This is a genomic window from Achromobacter sp. CF-sbj1-Ac2-l (assembly GCF_052698165.1).
The window spans coordinates 1,232,482-1,257,380 of sequence record NZ_CP199855.1 but is presented as its reverse complement, the minus strand read 5'-3'; the positions used below and the strand labels follow the sequence as shown (position 1 = coordinate 1,257,380).

The 24,899-nt window shown below is 68.1% G+C and carries 16 protein-coding genes; 4 read left to right on the top strand and 12 right to left on the bottom strand.

The annotated features are described in order from the left end of the window. Window positions 1-2: 2 nt before the first annotated feature. The 4 genes from ACUDCK_RS05780 to ACUDCK_RS05765 form a co-directional block, all read right to left on the bottom strand. The gene (locus ACUDCK_RS05780) at window positions 3-2,936 is read right to left on the bottom strand and encodes a TonB-dependent receptor (protein WP_175167731.1); all 2,934 of its coding nucleotides are present in this window, start codon (window positions 2,934-2,936) and stop codon (window positions 3-5) included. Window positions 2,937-3,057: 121 nt separating this feature from the next. After that, window positions 3,058-4,101, bottom strand: a complete 1,044-nt coding sequence (locus ACUDCK_RS05775; protein WP_175167732.1) for a FecR family protein — start codon at window positions 4,099-4,101, stop codon at window positions 3,058-3,060. Window positions 4,102-4,141: 40 nt separating this feature from the next. Next, window positions 4,142-4,657, bottom strand: coding sequence for a sigma-70 family RNA polymerase sigma factor (locus ACUDCK_RS05770; protein WP_336235783.1), 516 nt, complete (start codon window positions 4,655-4,657; stop codon window positions 4,142-4,144). Window positions 4,658-4,841: 184 nt separating this feature from the next. Continuing rightward, window positions 4,842-5,897: a hypothetical protein gene (locus tag ACUDCK_RS05765; RefSeq protein WP_175167734.1), complete on the bottom strand. Its 1,056-nt coding sequence runs from the start codon at window positions 5,895-5,897 to the stop codon at window positions 4,842-4,844. A gap of 262 nt (window positions 5,898-6,159) precedes the next feature. Between ACUDCK_RS05765 and ACUDCK_RS05760 the strand changes: the two genes are divergently transcribed. Both ACUDCK_RS05760 and ACUDCK_RS05755 read left to right on the top strand, forming a co-directional pair. Continuing rightward, window positions 6,160-7,335 carry a YjgN family protein gene (locus ACUDCK_RS05760; protein ID WP_167517666.1) on the top strand — a complete coding sequence of 392 codons (1,176 nt, stop codon included), beginning with the start codon at window positions 6,160-6,162 and terminating at the stop codon, window positions 7,333-7,335. After that, window positions 7,319-8,404 (top strand): M48 family metallopeptidase, encoded by a 1,086-nt coding sequence (locus tag ACUDCK_RS05755; RefSeq protein WP_175167735.1) that lies wholly within the window; start codon window positions 7,319-7,321, stop codon window positions 8,402-8,404. The genes ACUDCK_RS05760 and ACUDCK_RS05755 overlap by 17 nt, the downstream gene beginning before the upstream one ends. A 24-nt stretch (window positions 8,405-8,428) precedes the next feature. Here ACUDCK_RS05755 and ACUDCK_RS05750 read toward each other — a convergent pair whose 3' ends face one another. From ACUDCK_RS05750 to ACUDCK_RS05730, 5 genes are all read right to left on the bottom strand, one after another. Further along, window positions 8,429-10,873, bottom strand: a complete 2,445-nt coding sequence (locus tag ACUDCK_RS05750; protein ID WP_445659297.1) for a TonB-dependent siderophore receptor — start codon at window positions 10,871-10,873, stop codon at window positions 8,429-8,431. 87 nt (window positions 10,874-10,960) lie between these two features. Next, window positions 10,961-11,911 (bottom strand): FecR domain-containing protein, encoded by a 951-nt coding sequence (locus ACUDCK_RS05745; protein WP_175167736.1) that lies wholly within the window; start codon window positions 11,909-11,911, stop codon window positions 10,961-10,963. Window positions 11,912-11,917: 6 nt separating this feature from the next. Next, window positions 11,918-12,445 carry a sigma-70 family RNA polymerase sigma factor gene (locus ACUDCK_RS05740; RefSeq protein WP_006389156.1) on the bottom strand — a complete coding sequence of 176 codons (528 nt, stop codon included), beginning with the start codon at window positions 12,443-12,445 and terminating at the stop codon, window positions 11,918-11,920. Between the two features lie 154 nt (window positions 12,446-12,599). Beyond that, window positions 12,600-13,328, bottom strand: coding sequence for an META and DUF4377 domain-containing protein (locus ACUDCK_RS05735; protein WP_217481223.1), 729 nt, complete (start codon window positions 13,326-13,328; stop codon window positions 12,600-12,602). A 399-nt stretch (window positions 13,329-13,727) separates the two neighbouring features. Next, entirely contained in the window at window positions 13,728-19,715 is a 5,988-nt protein-coding gene (locus ACUDCK_RS05730; RefSeq protein ID WP_175167738.1) for a DUF3320 domain-containing protein, read from the bottom strand. Between the two features lie 299 nt (window positions 19,716-20,014). Between ACUDCK_RS05730 and ACUDCK_RS05725 the strand changes: the two genes are divergently transcribed. Beyond that, complete coding sequence (locus ACUDCK_RS05725; RefSeq protein WP_175142118.1) at window positions 20,015-20,947, top strand: hypothetical protein; 933 nt, start codon at window positions 20,015-20,017, stop codon at window positions 20,945-20,947. A 14-nt stretch (window positions 20,948-20,961) separates the two neighbouring features. Here ACUDCK_RS05725 and ACUDCK_RS05720 read toward each other — a convergent pair whose 3' ends face one another. The 3 genes from ACUDCK_RS05720 to ACUDCK_RS05710 form a co-directional block, all read right to left on the bottom strand. Then, entirely contained in the window at window positions 20,962-21,576 is a 615-nt protein-coding gene (locus ACUDCK_RS05720) for a hypothetical protein (RefSeq protein ID WP_054417559.1), read from the bottom strand. A gap of 207 nt (window positions 21,577-21,783) precedes the next feature. After that, complete coding sequence (locus ACUDCK_RS05715; RefSeq protein ID WP_064524610.1) at window positions 21,784-22,383, bottom strand: nitroreductase family protein; 600 nt, start codon at window positions 22,381-22,383, stop codon at window positions 21,784-21,786. A gap of 204 nt (window positions 22,384-22,587) precedes the next feature. Further along, window positions 22,588-24,231 (bottom strand): methyl-accepting chemotaxis protein, encoded by a 1,644-nt coding sequence (locus ACUDCK_RS05710; protein WP_064524612.1) that lies wholly within the window; start codon window positions 24,229-24,231, stop codon window positions 22,588-22,590. Between the two features lie 256 nt (window positions 24,232-24,487). On the opposite strand from ACUDCK_RS05710, the gene ACUDCK_RS05705 reads away from it, so the two are divergent. Next, the gene (locus ACUDCK_RS05705; protein WP_054501658.1) at window positions 24,488-24,793 is read left to right on the top strand and encodes a hypothetical protein; all 306 of its coding nucleotides are present in this window, start codon (window positions 24,488-24,490) and stop codon (window positions 24,791-24,793) included. The last annotated feature ends 106 nt before the right edge of the window (window positions 24,794-24,899 follow it).

Here is a 24,899-nt window from a genome sequence, read left to right as displayed (position 1 = left end):
GCTCAGAAACGCGTCTGCATGCCGATCCGTACCGTCCGGCCCGGCGCCGGCATGAAACTCTGCGCCAGCGGATCCAGGTAATAACGGTTCGTCAGGTTATGCACCGAGAGGCTCACCATCACCCGTTCGCGCAGCCGGTAGGTCATGAACAGGTCGAACAGGGTCACGGGGTGGTACACGAGCTGTTTCGTCGTCGGTGTTTCCTGCCACGGCTGGTCGGCCTTGACCGTGGGGCCCGAGGTGTAGGCCATGCGCCCGCCCAGCGTCAGCGCTTCATTGAAGAAGCGCAGGCCGGCGGTCAGGCTCAAGGCCCGCCTGGGCGGATTCTGAGCGTTGGTATACGAACCCATGAAACTGCCAGGGGTGCACGTCGGCGTGTTTTCCGTATGCCGCATAGCGCTGGGGTTGTCACGCAAGTGCTGCGCGAAGGCGGCGTCGCAGGTCTCGGTCTTCAGGTAATACGTGGCCGCCAGATCGGCGAACACCCGCCCGGCGTCATAGCGCGACTGGAATTCCAATCCGCTGGTCTTGTAGCGGTCGGTGTTCCGCATCTGCAACGCCTTTTCGGTCAGCTCCTCCACCCCGTCATAGTCGTAGTAGCGCACGATGTAGTTCTTGATGTTGTTGTTGAAATAGACCACCTTGGCGGCGACCGTGTCGCCATCGGCCAACAGGTTGCCACGCACCGTGCTGGCGCCGAATTCCCAACTATTGGAACGCTCTGGCTTGAGCCCCCTGCCCGGTGACAGGCTCATCGTGCCAAGGCTGGTCTCGAACAGCGATGGCAACCGCAGCCCCTGGGTGTACGAGGCATAGACGAAAGTGTCCGGCACCAGTTCCAGGTTCAGGCCCACCGATGGGGCAAAGCCGCCGCCGCGGCTGCGCAGCCTGGGGGCATGCGCATAGCCGGTGACGACCTCTTTCACATCCTCGTCATAGACGCGGGTCGAGCCCGCCCCGAAGTCGTCGTACGGCACGCCGACCTCGGGGCGGTTGCTGTCCTGAAACACGATGCCGTTATGCAGGCGCGGGTCGGTGGCGTCCGTGTACAGGCCTTGCTCGTCCGGCCACCACGTCTGGTAACCGAAGTTGCCCGGCCACCACCACTCACCCGGCTTTTTCACCATGATGGGGCGATAGGAGCGCGGTTCGCGGATGGCAGTGGAATACACGCCGCGGTCCCTGACGTCAAAATGGCTGTAGCGGCCGCCGCCCCACAACGTCAGCGACGCCACCGGCCGGTATTCCAGCTTGCCATTCAGGCTGAACTCCCGGCGCGAGGCATCGCGCAGCACGCGGTTGCCGTCGATGTCCTGCTGCGTCGTCACCACGCTGCGCTGCGGCCGGAGATCCTCGACCTGGAATGAGCCGCCCAGGTTGAGGCTGACATCGCCGCGCGCCGTGCGCCACCGCGAGGTATTGGACAGATCGCCGCCAATGCGGCGGTCGGCCTGCCGGGTCCATCGGCGGTCCGTCACGTAGGCCTGGGACGCCGGCGCCCACACCGAGGTCAATTGGCTGGTCTTCGCATCCGTCATCCACAGGTTCACGCCCAGGTCCAGCAGCGGATTGTCCGCCGGCTGGAACTGATAGCGCGCCGTATAGGTGTCGATACCGATTTCCCCCAGCGGATACTGCGTGATGCCCGCCGTGCCGGACCGGATGATGTCCGACGGCATGATTTCGCCGATTTTGCCGTCGTAGCGGCGATAGCCCAGTTCCAATGCGTGGCCTTCGGCGGGTCGCAGCGTCAGTTTCAACAGCGTCGACTCGGTTTCGGCCGACGAATTCAACACTTCCTCGCCAGGGTTGTAGGACTTGGCCACGCTGTTCATCTCGTAGCGACCACCCGGGTAGTACATGCGATAACGCTCCCGCCCCTTCTTGCCCGAGAAGTAGTTGCCCTGGTTGCGGTGCGCGTAGGCCGCCACGAAGTCGAGGCGGTCGTTGGCATAGGCAAACGCCAGGCTGCCCGATTCCGCGCGCGACCCGAACAGGCTGCCATGGCTATCGTGCGGAACGGCACTCAGATCATTCGCCGAGGGCTCCCCTGTGGAGGACGATGGCGGATTGACGCCACGATGTGGCGGCGCCACGCCGTTGTTCCATAACTCGCCCTTCAGGCGCAGGCCGACCCGGCTGCCTTCCGTGAGGATGTCCCGCACGCCCAGCGTGCGCATTTCCACCGAACCGCCGATGGCGCCGGACGTCACGGAGGGACCTTTGTTGACGGTCACGTCGCTGATCAGGTCCGGGTCGATATAGCTGCGCTGGGCCGTGCCTCCGTATCCGCGGTACACGTCCAGCGCCTGCTCGGAGCCATCGACCCGCACCGCCACCCGGCTCTGCCCCTGGATGCCGCGGATGTTGACGTCCAGCGCGCCGCCGTTGCGGCTGTCGCCAACCTGCACCCCCGGTATGCCGGCCAGCAGGTCACCGACCGACACCCGGCCGAAACGGTCGAGGTCCCGGCTGGACAGATACACGGATGAACGTGGCGCGGCATAGACCTCTTTCCCGGCCACCGCATCGCCCTCGATCTCGACCGGCGCCAGGGTGACGGCTCCCGGCGACACCACCAGCACATAGCCGGATGCGCTGCGCCGGACCTGCAGGCCGCTACCGCGCAACAGCGCCGCGAAGCCTTCTTCCAGCGCGTAGCGGCCATGCAGCCCCGGACTCTCGCGACCGGCCACCTGTTCGGCAATCAGCGACAACGCGATGTCGGACTGTTGCGCATAACGGCTCAAGACGTCCGCCAGCGAGCCGGCGGGAATGTCGTATTGCCTGTCGACGCGCTGCGCCTGGGCAATCAGCGCGATCGACGCGCCCAACCCGGCCAGCACCAGGCGGGCGGCGGGGGGCAGGCCGCGGGGCTGCGGCGGCGGTGAAAATCGGAAACGGCGGCGCGGGCCTGCCGGGTGGAGCTTGTGCATGATCGTGGTCCTCAGCTCGGGCGCCGGGACCTGTCGATACGTCCCGGATCATCGCCATTCAGAAGACATGACGCGCCGGACTCCAAAACACGAACCACCCATCGCAGGGAATCTTCCCGGACTAGCGGGCGGCTTCGCCACCGGTCCTCCCCACCCACACGAAATAGGACGAGGCGAACCGCAGCGTCAGGCCGGGTACGCTCTCGGCCAGCAATCGCAACGCCCGGCCGGTATCGTCCAGTGGCAACACCACCGTCATGCGGATCCCCGCCAAGGCGGCCTCGTCATAGAAAATGCGGCCGGACCGGTGCCGATTCAGCTCCTCCAGCACGTCCGCCAGCGGCTGGTCCCGCGCCGCCAACTGATGGAATCTCCAGGCGTCCTCCACCTGGCCGGGATCGACCGCCGCAATCGGCCCGACGCCCTGCGCCGTAACCGCCACGCGCTGCCCGGCCCGCACCACCAGCGCCTGCGTCGGTGGCGTGCCGGCCGCCTCCACCCGCACGCGCGACTCGATCATTGCCAGCTTCGTCACGCCGTCATGCCGATCCACTGCGAAGCGCGTACCCAGCGCGACCAGCCGCGCCTCGCGCGTGCGCACCACGAAGGGACGCAGCGCGTCCTTCGCCACCTCGATCAGCGCCTGTCCCTGCACCAATTCCAGCTCCCGGCGCTGGCGGTCGAATCGCAGGTTTACCGCGCTGTCACCGGCCAGGGTGACGCGCGAGCCGTCCTCCAGCAGCTCGACGCGCCACTCGCCGGTCACGCTGCGCACATCCGCCATCAGATAGGACGCGGGATACACCCGCAGTGTCATCCCGCCCGCCGCGGCCACGAGCAACGCCGCACCGATCGCGAACAGCATCCGGCTCGCGCGGCGCTTGCCCGAATGGGCAAACGCCGCTTCGAATCCCGCCCGCGCCGGCGCCCCCGATTTCGCCCCCGATTTCGCTCCCGATTGCGCCGCCGAGCCGCGCAGATCCTGCATCCGGTCCACCACCAGTCGCATGCCCCGCGCCGCCGCCTCGTGCATGGGACTTTGCCGCACCCACGCCTCCAGTTCGCGCTGCGCGGCGTCGCGCTCGGCCGCGTCGTCAGAACTCAGGCGCACGACCCACCGGGCGGCCTGTTCGGCGATGGCATCGGGGATCGGCACGCGCCTCATGCGGCGGCTTCCGGTTGGCGACCGGATCGCCCGGCCATCATCAGGCCAGCACCCGGTGACAACGCAGCAGCCCCTGCGCCAGATACTTCTGCACCATCCGCACGGAGATTCCGAGACGCTCGGCCACCACCAACTGGCTGTGGTCTTCCAGGTAATGCAACAGGAACGCCTCGCGCCCTTTCGGCGCCAGCGCAGCCAGCGCGGCTGCCAGTTGCTCCACCACCTGTATCGCGCTCATCAGCGCCTCGGGTGATGGCGCCCCTTGCGGCAAGGCATCCGCCGCCAGCGTCATGGCTTCGAGATAGGCCTGTTCGACGCGCTGGCGCCGCAGGCGGTCGAGCATCAGCCGGCGCGCGGCCGTGGTCAGCCAGGCCCGCGGCTCGACCAGTTCGGCGGGAGGAACCCTGGCCGTCAGCAGCCGCAGGAAAGTGTCATGGGCCAGATCCGCCGCCTGCTCCGGACATCCCAACCGGCGGCGCAGCCAGGCAGTGAGCCAACCGTGATGGTCGACATAGAGCGCCTTGACGGCCGAGACCAGGGGATAGGCTGCAGTCACGATCCACTTCATTCCGACGCGAGCGACCGGCGAGCGTCTTGAGGAACTCAAATAAAAATGAGTTTCAATACTATGTGGATGAAAAGCGCTGCGCAAGACAAGAGAAACATCCGTCGCTCATCTGTTGCACCGCGTCGTGCCGGCCGCCCGCCGCCTTCGTTGGCCCGGCGCCGCCGCCTGCCGCTCAGGTCAGATACGCCACTACCTCATCCGCCGTCAGATAGCGCACGAACGTCATCGACGGCTGCTGCGCATCATGGATCGCGCCGTTGAAGCCGGACCAGTTGCGCTGCATGCCGTCCTCGGTCTCCAGCGCGATCAGCACCCGCTTGCCGTGCCTGGCCAGGTTGTCGCGCAGCGCCGCCTCGCCCCAGGCAAAGCGCATGTCGTTGACCAGCTTTCCCTGCGCATAGGCATCGGCCTGCAGCCACTGGAAATCGGCGCTGTCGCGCTCGGCGTCGGGCTCGCGCGCGGCGATCTCGCGGCGCACGCCCAGGGTCCGGACGTGGTCGCGCATCAGGTTCTGCAACAGCGTGAAGGCGTGGAAATTGTTGTTGATGCCGTGCGCCCGCGCCACGAAGCCCGTGCCGGAGGTGGGCAACACCACCACGAGCTCTTCCTCGTAGCTGATGCGCGAGGCCAGCCACAGGTAGTGCAGTTGCTCGAACGGCAGGTTGTCGTTGAGCGTGGTCATGGCATACAGCAGGTCCATCAGATCGGCGTCGGCGACGAAGGCCTGGTGATTGCGCTGGTCGCGCATCAGCATGGCCATCATCGGCAGCACCAGGGTGTCGATGGCGGCGACCTGCGCATCGAGTTCCCAGCGCCGGTCCTCGGGAATGGCTTCAAGCCGCGCCACCGCCTCTTTCCAGGCCAGGCGGTCGGCGTCCTCGACTTCGGCGTCGTCGTCCTCGACCTCCAGCGCGCAATACGGTCGCAGGGTCCGCAACCACGGGCCCAGCAACGCCTGCAACGCGGGGAATAGCAGCACGGGATCGGCGCCGTCCTCCACCAGCGAGCCGCACATCAGCGCCAGCGCCGCTGCCCGGCTGGGGTGCAGGGACGGCAGCAGTTCGGCGCAGAACCGCAGGCTGGCGGCGGTGTGCGCGGACGCCAAGGCATCTTCGTAGAACGCGCGCACCTCAGGCCGCTTGAAAAAGCCGTCGAGGGTTTCCGCGTCGTCGGCGGAGACGACCGGGGTGCGCAGCGCGGTGGCAAGCGTGGCGTGGGCAGCGGGCATGGCAGGGAATCCGTGGAATATCGTTGGCGCAAGGGCGGACGCCCCGCCCGCGTGGCTGCGGCGCGCCTCGCGGGAGGCAACCGCCCGGAGATCATCGCACCGGCAAGTGTACTGAATGGCGCGTCCCGTCCCGGGCAACCTGGCGGACCTATCCTAAACCGCGAGGACCGCGTCCCAATAGCAGACCTATCCGATGGCATCGCCGAAGCCTGCATCGCTACGATCCGCGAAGCCCTTCGTTAGCCGTTCCCGAGATAGTCCGATGTCGCAATTTCCCTCCCCCGCCCCTGCGGGCACCCACGCTGCCAGCGGCACGCACCCCCTCCCATCGGCGCCCGACGAAGCGTCACAAGCGCTGCCGCTGCAGTTCCGCGGCCGCGCGCGTGATTACTTTGGCGTGTGGGCGGTGAATGTCCTGTTGACGCTATGCACCTTGGGCATCTGGTCGGCCTGGGCCAAGGTCAGGACGATGCGCTGGTTCCGCGGCCACACCTACCTGGCGGGCGCCGGGTTCGACTATCACGCCACGGGCGGGCAGATATTCAAAGGGCGCCTGCTCGCCATTGCAATCATCGCCGCTGTCTCGCTCATCGGCGCGGTGTGGCCGCTTGCCGAACGGCTGCTATCGCTTTTCATCCTGTTGGCCGTACCATGGCTGGTCAATGCCAGCCTGGGTTTCCGCGCGTACATGACCTCCTGGAGCAACGTGCGGTTCGGCTTCCAGGGCAGCTACGGACGCGCGCTGCTCGTCTTCGTATTTCTGCCGCTGCTCTCTATCTTCACGCTCGGGCTGCTGACCCCGCTGGCCACGCAACAACGTGCCAGCTATGTGGCGGGAGGCCACCGTTACGGCTACGCCGCCTTCTTCAGCGCCCCTCGCCTGGCGATCCTGTATGCCGGGTTGCTGCGCGGCATGGGCATATTCATAGTCGTCTGCCTGGTCGGAATGTTGGCCGCGCAATGGGTCGGTCAGGCCGCAAATCCCGAGTTCTCGTTTAGCGAAATGCTGCGGGGGCTTACCGACCCGTCGCATCGCCATCCTTCGGCCGGACCGCACATGTTCCTCTCCGTTTTCCCCGTTCTGCTCGCGACACTCTACGCCGCGCTGATCGTAGCCGCGTTGTACTACGGCGCCTGCGCCCACAATGAAATTCTCAACCGATGCACGCTACAAGGCAGGCACCGGCTGCACAGCGCCGTGGCGCCCTGGCGCTACACCTGGATCACCCTGTCCGGCATCGCGGCCAGCATATTGACGCTGGGGCTGGCCTACCCCTGGGCGCGCGTGCGCCAGTATCGCTACGTGACGCAGCGCATCACCGTGCTGGCGGCGCCTGGCCTGGATGAATTCGTGTCACGGCAACTGGCCCATGTCCCCGGCGCCTTCGGTGCCGAGTTCAGCCAGCTCGAAGGTTTTGCCGGTGTCTCGGCCCTCTGACCACACGGATGAGCCGGCGGGCTCCCCGGCGTCGCCAGGCGACGCCGTATCGGTCATCATCCACGGCCGGCTCTACGCCGCCGGCAGCGCGGCCAGCCATCCGGCGAGCCTGCGATGGCAGGCGGATGGCTCCGTGTCGTTGCTGCACGGCCAGGCGCGCCGCACGCTGCCGGCCGGCGTGCTGCGATGGTCCAGCCGTATCGGCACGACAGCCCGGCGTGCCACGCTGCCCGACGACAGCGTCTTCGAAACCGATGACAACGATCAGGTCGACCGCCTGGAACGCCTGCTCGGCCGCCGCAGCCATCTGCTGCATCGCCTGGAGCGCCTCAATCTGGCCGCGCTCGGACTGGCGGCTTTGGCTACCCTGGCGTTCGTCGTCAGCCTGCGCTGGAGCATTCCCTGGCTGGGCGACAGCCTTGCACGCACCGTTCCCCCCGCCACCGAAGCGCGCATCGGCGCCAACGTCCTGCATACGCTCGATCGCCTCGTGCTGCGCCCTAGCCAACTCGCCCCCGACACCCGGCGGGCCATCCAGGCCGTATTCGATGAACTCGTGGCGCACGCCGACCTGGGCGCGACGCCACCGCAGTTGTTGTTCCGCCAAGGCGGCCCGTTGGTGGGTGCCAACGCGATGGCGCTGCCGGGCGGCCCCGTCATCGTCACGGACGAACTGGCGCGCCTGGCCGGAACAGCCCAGGCCCTTGCGGGCGTGTTGGCCCATGAACTCGGCCACATCCAGCACCGCCACGGCATACGCCGTCTTGGCCGCCTGGCGGGCCTGTCGACCGTGGCGCTGTTCTTCACCGGTGATGCCTCCAGCCTGCTGCACCAAGCCAGCGTGCTGGGCACGGGGCTGCTGGACCTGTCCTACTCCCGCGATTTCGAGCGGGATGCCGACGCGACCGCCGTCGCGCTCATGCGCAAGACCGGCAAGGACCCTGCGTTGCTGGCAAAGCTGCTGCAAGACCTGGCGGCGCAGTCCAGAGTGGCCGGCACCACCCCGAACTGGCTTTCCAGCCATCCATCGACCGAAGAACGCACGCGCCTGATGATGGAAGGCCGATAACTCGCGTATTGCAAGACAATCCGATCAATACCGGTAATTCACCCCCAGCATCGCGCTGAACGGCGCCCCGTAGTAATTGCTGTAGACGTTGGTGCTGGCGTAGTACTTCTTGTCCAGCACGTTGTTCAGGTTCAGCGTGGCCGACCATTGGCGGTTGAACTGGTAGCGCGCCATCAGGTCCACCAGCGCATAGCTGCTTTGCGAGGAATCGAATTGCTGCCCGCCGGGGCCGCGGCTGGTGAAGCCGCTCTGGCTTTCCCAGCGCACCCCGCCACCCACGGTCAGGGCGCTCCAGTCGCCCGGCAGGCGGTAGGTGGTGTACAGCTTGGCGATGTGGCGCGGCAGCCCGACCTGGGTCGAGAAGCCCGTCGGCAGGCGGCGGTCGACGTAGGCGTACGACAACTGCATTTGCCAACCGGGCGCGAGCTCGCCGCTGAGCTCGGCTGCGACGCCGCGCAGCACGGCGCCGTTGGCGGCGACATAGGCGTTATCGCCATTGGGGGCCAGCTTGTCGCCGTCCAGCATGGCGTAGTTGTCCTGGCGGGTGCGGAACAGCGCCAGCGCGCCATTCAGGCGGCCGTCCAGCCAGGCGCTTTTGAGGCCGATCTCGTAGGTATTGCCCTTGATCGGCGCGACGCCGCTGCCCGACACGGTCTGGGCCTGCTGCGGCAGGAAGATGCTGGTGTAGCTGGCATAGGCGGACAGCGTCGGCGTCAGGTCGTAGACCACGCCGGCATACGGCGTGTACACGCCCTGCTCGCGCATGTTGTCCGGATAGGCCGAGCCGTCGTTGTAGGTGTATGAGGCCTGCTGGTCCCACCAGGTGACGCGCGAGCCCAGGATCACCGACAGCGCCTCGGTCGGGCGCAGTCGCAGTGCGCCATAGACCGCGTTCTGCTTCTCGGTGTAGTAGCGCTTGCCCGTCGCCTGCCATTGGGGTTGCGGCATGTCGCCATCCCAGGCGCGCACGTCCGGGATGACCGGGTCATAGCCGGGCGCGGTCCACAGCGGATAGGTGTCGTAGTCGCCCCGGGTGCGCGACAGGCTCACGCCCAGCACCAGGTCGTGGCGGCGGCCCAGCGCGTCGAAGGCGCCGCTGAGGCTGGCGTCCAGCGCGTTCTGGGTCTTGGGGATCGGCCATTTGGCGACCCAGACCGAGGCGCCCTGCCCGGTCTGCGGATTGGCCCAGCCGTTGCTGCTGAACCAGCCATAGGTGCGGTCGTTGTCGTCGCCGGTGCGCGACAGCGTCAGCGACCCCTTCCACGATGACGAGAACTCGTGGTCGAGCGTGGCGAAGACGTTGTAGCGCGTGCGTTCCTGGCGGCTCCAGTTGGTGGCGGAATTGAACCGTTGCCGAAAATCGGTCTTGGAGCCATCGGCGTAGTACGCGGGAAAGCCGAAGTACGAGCACGCCGTGCACTTCTTGCGCTGGTATTCCGCGCCCAGGGTCAGCAGGGTGCGCTCGGTCAGGTCCGCCTCGACCACCCCATACAGCAGTTGCGAATCCTGCTTGACGCGGTCGATGAACGAGCCGCCTTCCTGCCAGGCGCCCACCAGCCGCCCGCGCAGCTTGCCCGACGCATCCAGCGGGCTGCCCAGGTCGAACTCGGTGCGCTTGTAGTCCCACGACCCGATGCTGGCGCCCACGCCGGCCTCGAACTCGCGGGTCGGCCGCTTGCGCACCAGGTTGATGGACGCGGCCGGGTTGCCCGCCCCGCTCAGCAGCCCGGTGGAACCGCGCACCACTTCGATGCGGTCATACAGCGCCGTGTCCAGCCCCAGGGCATTGAAGTCCTTGTGGGTCGGCACGCCGTCGACCTGCATGTTGGTGATCTCCATGCCGCGCGCATACAGGCCCTTCTCGTTGTCGTCGGCCGAGCCCTTCTTCTTGAAGGTCAGGCCCGGGGTGTTGACGATGGCGTCTTCCAGCGTGTTCAGGCCCTGGTCGGTGAGCCGCTGGCGCGTCATCACCGAGACCGACTGCGGCGTCTCGCGCAGCGTCATCGGCAGCCGGGTGGCGGTGTTCGACACGCCGACCGTGTACGAATCGGTGCCTTCGCTGGGCGCGGGTTCGCGCGCGCCCAGCACTTCGACCGGCGCCAGGGTCTGCGCATTGGCGGCGCGCAGGCCATAGCGGTTGCCGCCCTGGTTGACGGCCTCCAGCCCGGTGCCCGACAGCATCGCCGCCAGGCCCGCGGCCACGCCATAGTCGCCCCGCAGGCCGGCGCTCTGGCGGCCCTGGGTGAGCGTGGCGTCGAACGACAGCACCACCCCGGCCTGGGCGGCGAACCGGCTCAGCGCCAGGCCCAGCGGACCGGGCGGCACATCATAGTGACGCGACGCCTGCGCGCCGGGAACGGCCTGCGCCTGCGCGGACGGCGCAGCGCCCAGGACGGTCAACGCGATGACAACGGCGCGCGCCAGGGGCGCGAGTGTGGCGGAGTGACGAAGCAAGGGTACAGAAGGCATGGACTCAGGTTTCCGTGTGGCAGATCCGACGTAATCCCTGCTAAGTCGGACGAGCGCGGAAAAAGGACAATGCCGAGCGAAAAAAAATCAGTGGCGGGCGACGATGCGGACGTAATAACGGGTAAAGCGCGCGATGTTCACGGGCAGCGCGCGCGTCACGGCGGCCAGCGCCTGGTCGGTGTCGTCGACGGGAAACGCCCCCGACAGGCGCAGCGCCGCCACGGCATCGTCGCATCGCAACAGCCCGGGCCGATAACGGTCGAGCCGGGCAACGAAATCGTCCAGGCGCCAGTTGTCGACCACCAGCAGGCCGCGCGTCCAGGCGTCGGGTTCGCCGGTGATGGCGCCGGCCGCCTGCGCCCCCGCGAGCGCAAGCGTGCCCTGCTCGCCCGCCTTCAGGATCACGGGCGCGCCGCCCGTCGCGGGTTCCAGCGCCACCGCATGGCGCAGCACCGCGACCCGCGTCAGGTCATCCTGCCGCGTGACGATGAAACGCGTGCCTAAGGGTCGCACCGCGCCGTGCGCGGTGCGCACGCGCAAGGGCGGCAGGCCGGGACGGACGTTGTCGGTATCGACCAGGATCTCGCCGGCATGCACGAAGATGCGCCGCTGGCCGGCGTCGACGGTCACGTCGACCGCGCTGGCGCTGTCCAGCCAGAGCAAGGTGCCGTCCGCCAGCCGCAGTTCGCGGCGCTCGCCCGCCCCGGTGCGGTAGTCGGCCAGCATCCGCTCCGTCGGCAGGGTGCGCCAGGCCGCCAGGCCGCCGGCGCCCAGCAGCGCCACCGCGCCCAGCCCGTTGCGCAGCGCGGCGCGGCGGCGCGAGAAGTGCTGGTCGGCACGATTGAGCGTGTCCGCAGCCAGGCGCGCCGGCGCGGCTCCCAGCGTGCCGCGCAGCCGTTCCACCTGGCCCCAGATGCGCGCATGTTCGGGATCGGCCGCCAGCCAGCGCCCATGCGCCGCCACGTCGGCCGCGCTGACGTCGTCTGCGCAGAGCCGCGCGTACCATTGCGCCGCCGCGGCGATGGTCTTGTCCGCCATGGCCGCCTACTGCCGGGCCAGCGCGTACACCAGGCAATGCTCGGTGGCGCGCGCCATGTACTTCTTGATGGAACTGACCGTCACGCCCAGGCGGGCGGCTATCTCGGCGTAGCTGGCCCCTTCCAACTGGGACATCAGGAAGGCGCGCCGCACCTTGTCGCCCAGGCCGTGCAGCATGGCGTCGATCTCGCGGATGGTCTCGAGCAGGATGGCCCGGGTCTCGGGTGAAATGGCGCTGGCCTCGGGCTGCTGCGCCAGGGTTTCCAGCCAGGCGCGTTCCAGCACCTGGCGGCGGATGTGGTCGACCAGCGTGCGTTGCGCCACCGTGGCCAGGAAGCTGCGCGGCTGCCGCACGCCCTGCAATTGCGCCATCGATGCCGGCGAGGCCAGCAGCCGCAGGAAGGTGTCCTGGGCCAGGTCGGCGGCCTCGGCCGGCACGTTCAGCCGCCGCAGCAGCCAGCCGCGCAGCCAGCCGTGATGGTCGCGGTACAGCCTGCCCAGCTCGCGGTGTTCCAGGGATTCCGTGGACGACATGGCCGTCGCGTCAGCGCCTTGTGAATTTCGGGAATGGGAATTGTAATCATTATTGATGAAGGCGTTCAATCCGCCTCCTTCCCTTCCCTTTCCGCGATCGGGGCGCGCGGGGGAGCCGCTTGAGACGCCGCGCCCGAATGGGCGCGGCCGGCGTTTACTTCTTCTTGCCCGAGGCGTCCTGCTCGACCACCATGTCCAGCACGTACACCTTCGAGGGCGCGTCGGCCGGCGGGTTCTTCCAGTCGTAGCGCTTGACGCGCAGCACGGTGCGCACGCCATCACGGTGATCGTAACCTTCGATCGACTGGTACAGCGGGTGCCAGTCTTCCTGCGGCGGCAGTTGCACGCCGGCCTCGTTGTAGCGGCGCTCGCGCACCATCAGGCACTGGTAGCGTGGAATCATGGGATGGCTGCAATCGGCGCGCTTGGGCGCCACTTCCAGGAACATGATTTCGCCGGCGCTGCCGTACAGGGTTTCCGGCGTCGGCTCGCCGACGAACTTCAGCACGCTGCCGTCCTGCGCCACCAGTTCCAGGGCCGGTTCGGTGGACTCGCCGCTGAGCGTGGCGCGCAGGTCGCCCTTCAGGCGCTGGCCGATCTCGGCATCCAGTTTCATCAGGCCGGGTTCGCACGCCTTCATCGTCGAAGCGAGGTTGGCGACATGCAGCACGCCGTCCTTATACGTGTAGCCGCCGAACTGCGTGTTGCAGCCGCCGCGGATGTTCATGCCATCGGCCGAGAACGACAGGCGCAGCGGTTGTTCGATGCCCTTCTGCAAGGCGGGGATGGTCTTGCCCGAGGCATCGGTGGCGGACGCCAGGCGCCAGTGGTAGGCCGGCAGGCTCAATGCGTTGGCGGCGGGCGTCGAGGAAGAGGTGGACATGGTGGAAGATCCTTCGCCAGTGTGGGAAACCGGTGCGCAAGCCTGCAGCAAGGCGGCGCAGACCGACGCCAGGAGAATCGTTTTCTTCATGGTTTGTTCCTATCAGCCGTGTGGCACTGATGAAAACCGCGATTCTACGTCCGCGCCATGGACGAAATGGGCGGGTCCTGCCCACGGTCGTATCAAAATCTTGCCGTCCGATTGAACACAAGCTGACACCAAAAGCTGCGTCCGCCCCGCGCCGCCCCTGCGGCGGCGCCACGAATGGCGCGGCGCGGGCCGCTCGCGTCCCGCCGTGTGATTACAGACTGACACTTACGCGTCGCGCCAACCGCAACATTGCACGCAGTGATGCGGAGTTTTGCGGCGTCCTTCTTGCCCGCGGCGCGCCGCGGCGCCTCAATCCACCCGCAGCATCCCCGCCTCCTCGCGCACCCGGCCTTGCGCCAGCAGCGCCGCCAGCGCCAGGCCCAACCGCGCCTCGGCGTCCGCCGGGGTGCGCGACTGGCCCAGCAGGCGGCAGACCGACTTGATCACATCCGCGCGCGGGGCGTTGCCGGTCATGGCCAGCACCCGCAGCACGCCGTTGGCCAGTTCCTCCAGGCAGACGTCGTCGACGCGGCGGCGCGAGGCCTCATCGTCGCCCGCGCCGCGAAAGCCCGCCCAGTCCGCCGCCCGCGTGCCCGCGGGCCAGAGGAACGTGACCTCGCCTTCTTGCGTGCGGCCGCTGTCTGCCGGCGTCAGTTGCCGCAGGCGCTCGACGATGCGCGTGCCGGTGCGCTCCAGGCCCCAGGCCCGCGCCACCCGGCGATGCAGCACGCTTTCCGGCAAGGGGCCTTCGGTCTCGATCACCTGGCGCAATTCGGCGCTCAGCCGCGCGTTGCTGGCCTGGACGTAGAACGCCTGCGCATCGCCCGCTGGCAGCGCGGCCACCGCGTAGGTCTCGATGCCACTCGCCGGCGCGCCTGCCGGATCGGCCTGGCGCGGCTGCGCCTCGCCCTCGGTGGTGATGCTGAATGCCACGTCGTCGTCCGCGGCGTCCGGCGCCTCGGGCGCGACTTCCGGTTCTGCCGCGGCCTCCTCCTCCTCGCGCGCCAGTTCCGCCTCCAGGCGCGCCAGCAGCTTTTCCACTTCGCGTTCGGGATTGATCCACCAGTCGGTCGACCAGATCCGGTGCAAGCGCCACCCCAGGCCTTCCAGCACCACTTGCCGCAGCCGGTCGCGGTCGCGCGCGGTGGCGCCGGCGTGGTAGGCGCGGCCATCGCACTCGATGCCCAGCAGGTAGCGGCCAGGCGCGCGCGGATCGACCACGCCCATGTCGATGCGGTAGCCCGAGCAGCCGACCTGCGGATGCACCACCCAGCCGCGCTCGCGCAGCACCTTGATGACCTGGGTCTCGAAGGGGCTGTCGGGTTCGCGGCCGGTGGGCAGCGACTGTTCCACCAGCGCGCGCGGCCCCTTCAACGCAAACTCCAGGTAATGCTTCAGGTCGCGCACGCCGGCGGCGCGCACGCGCGACAGGTCGATCTGCTGCGGCAGCAGCGTGCTGTAGATCACCACGCCTTCGCGGGCCCGCGAGATCGCCACGTTCAGGCGGCGATGGCCGCCTTCGCCATTGAGCGGGCCGAAGTTCATCGTCATCTTGCCGGCCGCGTCGGGGCCGTAGGTGATCGAGAAATAGATCACGTCGCGTTCATCGCCCTGCACGTTCTCCAGGTTCTTGATGAACAACGGCTCGCGCGCCTGCGCCGAAATCGCCTTGTCCAGGGCGGCATTGGCGCGCCGGCGCGCGTCCAGCAGGGTTTCGATGAGCGACTGCTGCGGCTGGTTGAACGTCACCACGCCCAGGCTCTGGCGGCGGCGCGCCGGGTCCAGGTAATGCTGCTCGATACCCTGGACGATGGCCTCGGCCTCGGCGCGGTTGCTGCGGCTGCCGCCGCGGTCGTAGACCCCGGCCACGCGTTCCAGCCGCACCGCCACGTCGTCCGTGACCGGCGACGGGAAGGTGATCAACTGCGAATCGTAGTAGGTCACGTTGCTGAACGTGATCAGGCTTTCGTGGCGACTGCGGTAATGCCACTGCAGCCGCAGGCGGTTCATGTCGGCGCCCAGGCATTCGTCCAGGATGCTCTCCAGGTCTTCCACCTGGCCATCGTCGCCGGCGCCGTCGTCATCGTTGGCGGACTTGCTGAAGAAACTGGTGGGCGGCAACTGCTTGGTATCGCCCACTACCACCAACTGCTGGCCGCGCGCGATGGCGCCGATCGAATCCCACACCGGAATCTGCGAGGCCTCGTCGAACACCACCACGTCGAACTGCGAGTGGCCGGCATCGAGGTATTGCGCGACGGACAGCGGCGACATCAACAGGCAGGGCTTGAGGCGCGGCAGCAGCGAAGGCAGGCGCTGCATGAGCTGGCGCACCGGCACGTGGCGCGTCTTCTTCTGCAGTTCGCGGCGCAACAGGCCCAGCTCACTGTCGGGACTGACCAGGACGGCATTGTTGGCAGGCACCTTGCCGGCCAGCAATGCCGCGATATAGGCCGAGGTGAGCTGCTGGAAGCGGTCATCGGCCAGGCGGAACTCGCGGATCTTGCGATCGTGGTCAGCGCTGGAGAACGAACGCAGCAACGGCGACCGGTCAATGACCTTCTTGACCCACCAGTTGCGATAACTGAATTCGAAATGCGCCTCGACCCCGGCCAGCGGCACGCGCCCCGCCTCCAGCGTGGCCACAAGCCCCTGCAACTGCATGCCAACCGCCTGTTCGCGCGCCTGGCGCCAGACGCACCACGGCATCAGGCTCTGTCTGTTGAGCCGCCATCCGGCCAGCACGCCCTGGAGGCGTTCGAGCGCGCCGCTGTCCTGCGGCAGGCCTGCCAACGGTGCGGTGGGATGCGCCAGCGCCTCCACCACGGCGAGTTGATCGCGCAGCCCGCGCCACGCGTTGCGGGCGTCGAGCAGGCGCTGGCCGAGCGCGGCGCCCGGCTGCAGCAAGGCGCGGTTCTCGCCCACCAGCGGCTGCAGGCGCGTGCGCAGCGCGGACGCCATGGCCGGGTCGCCGGCCATCAGCGTGACCGCCTCGGCGAAACGTTCGGCCCACTGCTCGTGGCGCCCGACCTGCTCCCAATCCGTGTCCAGGCCGGCATAGTCATTCTGCAACAGGCGCTCGGCATCGGCCTTGAGCGCCGCCAGTTCGCGGTCCTCGGCGTTGACCCGCGCCAGCGGTTCCAGCATCGCGGCAATGGCGGCGTCGTTCGGACGGCGCGCATCGACGCGCAGCGCCGCCAGGCGTTTGCGCACCCCACGCCTGGCGAAGACCGACTTGGGCCACCAGGCGGCGCAGGCGGCCTGCCATTGCGCCCGCAGCGCCGCCGCGTCCAGGTCCGCCAGGCGCGCCTGCCATTGCGCGCCGACCTCGGCCCAATGCGCATTGCGCGCCAGGCCATGGCGGGCCAGGGCCTGCACCCGCAGGCGCGCGGCCGGGTCATGCGCCTGCGCGGCCAGGCCGGCGGGCACCTGCGGCGCGGCCAGCAGGACGTCGATCAGCGTGTCCAGGCGCGCGTAGGCGTCCAGGCTCAAGCCCGCGGCCGGCACGCCCAGTTCCTCGCCGGCGGCCTCCACGCAGGTCTTGAACGCGTCCACCGCCTCGTCCAGCGCCTGAGCCGCCGTCAGCAGCGCGTCCTGCCAGCTCGGGCTCCACTCGGTCATGCCGATGTGCGCCAGCGCGTGGCCCTGCAGCGCTCCCAGCTCGCCGGACAACGTCGACATGCGCCGCGCCGCCTCGCGCAGCCGCTCCAGGTCCTTCTCGTCGTGCGCCTGGGCATCGGGCCAGTACATCGGCGACGCCTCACGGCCAGCGTGCTGGATGCAGGTGCCGATGGCGTCATAGACCGTCAGGCCATTGGCGTGACGCTGGTGCAGCGCTTCGACCAGTCCGTTCAGCTCCTGGCGCAGCACGCCCAGGCGTTCGGCCTCGCGGTTCCACTCCTCGCTGGTGCGCTGGCCACCCAGTTCCAGCGCCCGGCCAAGCTGCTGCAGCACTTCGGATTTGCGCGCCTTGGACGAATGCAGCTCCAGGCAGAACGGCGCCAGCCCGATGTTGGCCAGGCGCCGGTGCACCACCTCCAGCGCCGCCATTTTCTCCGACACGAACAGCACCGTCTTGCCGCGCGCCAGCAGGTGCGCGATCAGGTTGGTGATGGTCTGGCTCTTGCCGGTGCCGGGCGGGCCTTCCAGCACCAGGTCGCGGCCGGCGTCCACCGCGCAGATCGCCTTCAATTGCGAGGAATCCGACAGCAGCGGCGTCAACAGGTCCTGCGGCCGGTAGCTGTCGTCCAGGCGCTCGAAACGCGGATCCCAGGACTCCTGTGCGAAGGCCTGGCCGGGATGGTCGATCAGGTGCCGCACCACGCGGTTGGCCTTGAGCTGGCCGCTGCGGTCCTGCAGGTCCTTCCACATCAGGTACTTGGTGAACGAGAAGATCCCCAGATGCACCTGCTCCAGCACTTCCCAACCGGCGATCTCGCGCACCGCCAGTCGGAACGCCTGCAGCACTCGCGCCACATCCACGCCCTTGTCGTCGGTCGGCAGCACGTCCAGGCCGGGGATGCGCAGCTCGTAGTTGTTGCGCAGCATCTGCAACAACGTGGGGTTGATGATGGTCTCGTCATCGTGGCGCACCAGCCGGAAACCGCTGCGCACCGACTGGCGATGCAGCGACACCGGCATCAGGATCAGCGGCGCCAGGTGGGCGCTCTCGGCGGCGGGATGCTCGGTCCAGCGCAACATGCCCATCGCCAGGTACAGCGTATTGGCGCCCCCCTCCTCCAGCCCGGTGCGCGCGGCGCCGAAGAGGGTCAGCAGGTTGGCATCCAGCGCCTCCTGCGGCACGCGCGCGATCAGCTCCTGGTTGCCCAGGGCCTCCAGCGCCATGTCGTCCAGCGGTGCGCGGCCGCCACGGTCGACATGCACCTGCGCCACGCGCGGATCGCCGCCCTCCATCAAGGCCGCCGGCAACGGACGGATGCGGAACTCGCTGCCATCGGCAATGGCGTCTTCCAGGCGGGCCAGGTCGGGCGCCACCAGCGGCAGCGTCGACTTGGTGTTCTTGAAATTCAGCAGCCGGTTGCGCAGCGTCAGGTCCAGCAGGCGCGACTTCCATTTGGCCAGGCGGCCTTCGGGGCTGTCGTCGGCCGGCTCCAGGCTGATGACGAATTCCGGGTCCAGCGGCGGCAGGTCGGGCGTCGGCTCGATCGCTGCGGGCGCCTCGGTGGCGTCGCCCCCCTCCGGCGCCGTGGCGCCGGCGCGCGACGGCAGCGGCTTGATCTGCAATTCGCGTGCGCGATGCACGTCGATGGCATAGCGGAAAGCCTCGTCTTCACGCAGGTGGGCCGCGCCCTGTTCCAACGCCAGCCGCAGCGACGGCCGGAAATTCGGATGCTGGGCGATGCCCGTGGTTTCGAACGCCAGGAATTCGCCGCTGTCCACGCGCTTGCGCACGGCCTGCACGTCGTCGGTCAGCGGATCGGCGAAGCAGGCCGGATGCAGCCACACGCCCACCCAGGCGTGGCCTTCCTTCATCAGGATCACGGGACGCAGCCCGGCCTGCTCCAGGCAGGACGAGAACAACATCGCCAGATCCAGGCAGGTGGCCACGCGGGCCTCCAGGATGCGGTCGGGCGTGCGGATCTTCTGGCCGTCGACGCCGAACGACGCGGGCGGCTCGGCGTAATGCAGCGTTTCGGCCGCTAGCGTGCTGTAGATGGCCGACACCTGCTTCCAGACCAAGTCTCGGCTCTTGGACTGGTAGCCGTTCATGGTCAGGTCGTTGTGCTGCTCGCGCAGCAGCCGGGCGGCCTTGCCGATGAGCCCGTCCACGGCCGGGTTGTTGGGCATGGAAAACGCGGCCAGCAATTCCGGCAGCGCGCGGGTGCCGGCCCACTGGTCATAGGCCAGCACCGCCACGGCCTGCGCGGCCCGGCCCACTTCGCGCCCGCCGGCCAGCGCCGTCACCTCGATGGCGGCGCGCTGCGCCTCCTGCAACTCGGCCAGGTAGGCATGGTCGGGCGCCAGGTCCAGCGGCGCAATGCGGCGGATTTCGCCCGGCACCAGCGCGTCGAAGCGCAGCCGCACGGGCTGCGCGAAGGCCGGATTGCAACGGATGTGGACCTCGACGTCCTCGAACGTCTCCTGCGAGCGGTTGATCAGTCGCAGCGAGCGCAGGACCGGCACCGCGTTCTGGATCGACGCGTAGCCCAGCGTCGGATCGGCCTCGATCTCGATCGCGACCGCGTCTGGCGTGCCCGGGGCCGGGCCGGCCGGCCCGGTGGCATGCGCCGCGCCTTCCTGAATCGCCGCGGGTTCCAGCTCTAGTCGCTTGTCCATCGATCGCTCTCTGCTCGGTTCATCGCCATTGGGCAGGGACTATAGACCGAATCGAGGGAATATTCGCGGCCGCCCCCAACGTTCACAGCAGGCGGAAGCTGCGCCGCCCGCGCGCCACGCCCCCCCCTGCCAACCCGCGGGCGCAGGCCTTCATCGATTACCTCGCCTGCGCCGAGGGCCGCGCGATCTTCAAGAAGGGGGAGCTGGAAAACAGACTGACGCCGACGGCGGCGTGTCAGCGGCGTTCAGCGATAATCGCGCAACCCCACTACCGCCCGGCTCGCCGCCGGGCCACGCCGATGCGTATCCGCGCCGCTTTGCTGCTCTGCCCGCTGGCCCTTGCCCTGCACGCCCCGATGGCGCGCGCCGACACCCGGGTGCAATCCCTGGACCAGGTGCCCGGCGCCATCAAGACGCAGGACGCCCGCAAGATGTACGACAGCCAGATGAGCGGCGCGCCCCGGCCCGACGGCCTGGGCGCGCAACTGCCGCCGGGCTTCAGCGACGCGTTCCTGCTGCAGGAGCTCGCGCCCGGCCAGAATCCCAAGCGCCTGCTCGTGGCCGGCGCCAAGGCCTGGCCGCAGCGCCCCGGATCCTATGTCGCGCTGGTGTGCCTGGCGGCCAGCGCCGAACGCGCGGAACGGCTCAAGCAGTTCGGCGGCGGCGATTGCGCCAACCTGTCGCGCGACCAGGACAAGAATGAAGTGTGGGTCGGGGTATTCGAATCGGCGCCCGGCGCGACGCCCCGGCTGGTGGCCCGCACCGAGGCGCCGGTGACGACGCCGACGGACTGGAGCGACACCGACATCGACCCGCCCATGGACCTGGCGATGCAGGATGCCGGCGCGCCGATGCTGTCCACGCCTGAAAGCTGGAAGCGCTTCGACCTGGCGCCCTACCGGATCTCCCCCGACGCCACCGCCTTCGGCCTGCGCGCCGGCTGGAGCGAAGGCTACGCTGGCGGCGGCGCCGACTTCGAGGCGCTGTACCTGTTCCGCATCGAGGGCGCGGCCCTGGAAGTGGTGTTCGCCCAGCCCATGTCGTTCGTCAAGAGCATCGCCGGCGACTGGAACCCGGACGGCACGCGCGAACACGACGAATCCGACGCCAGCAACGCGCTGGTGCTGCTGCCGGGCAAGACGGGTGGCTACTTCGACATCCAGTTGCGCCAGCAGGGCGGCAAGTGGAAGCGCACGTTCAAGTGGTCAACGCAGAAGCGGGCCTACGAGTAGACCCGCGCCGGCCCTCAGGCCGCATCCACGTAATTCGGTTTGCCGCCCAGGAACTTCAGCAGTTCCTCGGGCTGGCTGACCTGCGCCAGCGGAATGAAATACACCTCGTCCGGCACGTCCTGGCGCTGCACCGGAATGATCTGCAGATAATCCGGCGTCAGCGCGATCAATTCGATCTTGTCGTTCTCGTAGGCGGACTCGAAATGGCTGCCATTCTGATCCAGCACGAAGCGGTCCGCATAAAAACGCGCCGATCCCTTCAGGCTCGCGGCGCCCTTGAAGATGGTCTTGCGGATCATGCGCTTGAGCACCCACTTGGGCGTGGGCTGGCCGTTGCCCAGGCCCTTGATGATGCGGCGCGTCTTGGCGGCGGCGATGAAGCTCAGCGCCATCAACAGCATCACGCTGGCAAACACGGCGGTATGGGCGCCCACCTTGCCGGTGGTCAGCTTCTCGATGCCGACGATGACGATGGACGCGAGAAACGACCCATGGCGGATCCAGGTCCACGTGCGCGTGGCCGCGTTGACCACGTCGGCGGCGCGCTGGCGCTGCGCCAGCAGATGGGCCTCCAGCGTCTCGAGCGGCAGGTCGTAGTCGGCTTGGCTGATGGGTACGGCGTCGGTCACGGCAGGGCCTTTCTGGATACGGACAAAACCTCGGATTATGCCTGTCCGCAGCCCCGGCAGGCCCCAGGCCGCTGGCGTGTCCGCAGGGCCCGCGGGTTTTCCCGACCCATGCCGGGCGCACGCATTGCATGAAAAAACCCGCAGACCCCGTGAACGGGATGTGCGGGTCTTGCGGTCCGAAGCCGGGCGCGCCAGGCGCCCGCCGGATCAGCCGATCACGCGGAAACGCTCGGCGTCGTCCATGAAGCCCTTTTCGCCGAAGCCGTTTTCGTTCGAGCCGAACGGCATCTGCGCGCGCAGCTTCCAGCTTGCCGGGACGTTCCACTCGCGCGCCACGGCGGCGTCGATCAGGGGATTGTAGTGTTGCAGGCTGGCGCCCACGCCAGCGTTGGCCAGCGCGGTCCAGACCGACAACTGGGCCATGCCGCCCGCCTGTTCCGACCACACCGGGAAGTTGTCGGCGTACAGCGCGAATTTCTCTTGCAGGCTACGCACCACGTCCTGGTCTTCGAAGAACAGCACGGTGCCCACGCCAGCGGCAAAGCTCTTGAGCTTGGCTTCGGTCTTGTCGAAGCCTTCGGCCGGAGCGACCTTGCGCACTTCCTCGATGGCCAGGTTCCACAGCTTGTCGCTTTCGGCGCCAAACAGGATCACGGCGCGCGAGCTCTGCGAATTGAACGACGAGGGGCTGTGCTTGATCGCTTCCTGGATCAGGGTCGCCAGTTCCTCTTTCGAGGCGGACAGGTTACGGCCCAGCGAATACTGCGTGCGGCGCTTCTTCAGTGCGTCGATATATGCGTTGCTCATGAGGATATGCCTTTCGACTGGTAGATAGAGGGTGAGGAGTGAGCAAATTCTAACGGCCGAGGCCGCGAGCGGCCACCTTTCCGGGCCACAAAAAGGCGCTTTTCCCCGGAACAAACTGTTCCAGTTTTGTGGCGAATGGCCCTCGAGGGGGAGGATGGCGCTGGCGTCGACCGCCTGGGCCGCCCGCCGGCGGCGGCGATGCGATCACACCGGCAATAGCCGTCCGTTGCCCGCTGACGCGATACGGGCACCGGCCGTGGCGCTCGCTCCCCCCACGCGGAACGCCGAGACCGCCTGCCGCAGGTCGGCGGCCTGCTCGCGCAACGCTTCGGCGCCGGCGGAGGCTTCCTCGACGCGCTGCGCATTCTTTTGCGTGTCCTCATCCAACTGCGCGATCACCCGCGCCACGTGCTCGATGCGGCCGGTCTGCTCGACCGAGGCCTGCACGATGCCGTGCATGGTCGCGGTGGTCTGGGTGATCGAGTCCAGGATCAGATCCATGGTTTCCCCGGCGGCGCCGACTCGCTCGACGCCCTGGCGCACGGTTTCGGCCGACTGGCTGATCAGCGTGTTGATTTCCTTGGCCGCGGTGGCCGAGCGCTGCGCCAGCGAGCGCACTTCGCTGGCGACCACGGCAAAGCCCTTGCCCTGCTCGCCCGCGCGCGCGGCCTCGACCGCGGCGTTCAACGCCAGGATGTTGGTCTGGAACGCGATGCCCTCGATCACCGACGTGATCTCGGAAATCTGCGCCGATGCCCTGGAAAGATGCTCCATCGTGTCGACGACGGCATGCATGGTCTGGCTGCCTTGCCGCGCGGCATCCATGGCCTGCCCCGCCATGACGCCGGCTTCCTGCGCGTCGTGCGCATTGCGCTTGACCGCGCCGGTCAGCTCTTCCATCGAGTCGGCGGTCTGGCGCAGGGCGCGGGCCTCGTCGCTGGTGCGGGTCGACAGGTCGGCATTGCCCTCGGCAAGTTGTACGCTCACCACCGACACCGCGTCGGCATGCTGGCGCACGCCGCCGACCACCGAGGCCAGGTTGCGCTGCATGCCCGCCAGCGTCGCCAGGATGCTGCTCTCGTCACCCGGTTTGACCGCGATCGGGCTGGCCAGGTCGCCGGCGCTGACGGACTGCGCGATGCGCTTGAGCGCGGCCGGTTCCGCGCCCAAAGCGCGGGTGATGCGGCGGGCGATCAGCCAGGCCAGGCCCGCGCCCAGCAGGATGGCGGCGCCGGTCAGGGCCAGCATCAGTTGCTGGAAGTCGATCCCCACGCGGCGCGCCATGTCGCTCTGATCCTTCATCAGGCGCTCTTCCAGGTCGATCATGCGGTTGATGGCCGCAAGCCACTGCACGAACAGCGGCCGCGCCTGGTCCAGCAAGGGCCGCGCCTGGGCGGTATCGCCCCGCTCCAGCGCCGTCAGCAGGCGCTGCACCACGGGCAGCGTGCGCGTCTCGACGTCCTTGATGCCGGCCAGGGTCTCGCGTTCCTGGTCTGACACATCGGCGCCCTGCACGAACAGGGCGTCCATCGGCACGGCCGCCTCGTCATATTGGCGCTTCAGGCGCTCGATGTCAGCCACCAATGCATGCAGCTCGGCGGGATTGGCCAACACCGCGTCGCGCAGCGCGATCGAACGGTCATGGACGCTGCCGCGGAAGGTAATGGCGTAGCGCTGCTTGACGCCATGGACGTCGTTGATGGCGGTCAACGCGCCATTCATCCGGTTCACCTGGGTGATGCCGACCACGGTCAGCAACACCATCAGGCAGAGAACCACGGTGAATCCGAGCATGATCAGGCCGCCCGTGCTGCGCAGGGTGCGTGAGGGGGAATGGGAGTCCTGCATGAAAGCTCCTGCGGCAGCCGGCGGACCGGAAATGCCTATTTGATTGATTTATAAAAACTATTAACCATTAATAATTAATTATATATAACTATTGTTGCAAATAAACACCCTTGTCCATGGCGTGAACGCCGCCCGCAGGGACCTGCGGCTCGCATGCAAGGTGGTGGCGGTGGCGCCCGGTGCCCGCACGCCGGCGGGTTTCGGCGCTGGCGCATCGGTGTCAGACTAGGCGCCTGCCAACCCGGAGATCCCATCGATGCTGAAAGACCGACGATTCCAGATCTGGCTTGCCGTGTTCGTCGTGATCGTGGGCTGGCATGTCGCCCTGCTCTGGCCGAGAAGCGCCGGCCATCCCTCCATCGGAGGCGGCGGGTACGATCTGTCGAACTTCGTCTACACGCTGACCCTGCTGGCGTTCACGGCGCTGTGGTCCCTGGTCGCGGCGCTGATCGGCATGGCGCGGCGCGACGCCCTGGCGGCCAGGCGAGCTAACTGGCTGGCGGCGGCGGGCGCCATCACCTTCGTGGTGGCGGCCATCGTCTTCGGCCACCACCTGCGATAGCGGCGTTCCGCGCCCGCGCACCGTCCGCGCCCATAGGCGCGCACGACGCCCGCGCAAGAAAAAGCCGGCGCACAAGGCGCCGGCCGATACGTCATCAGGCATGCCG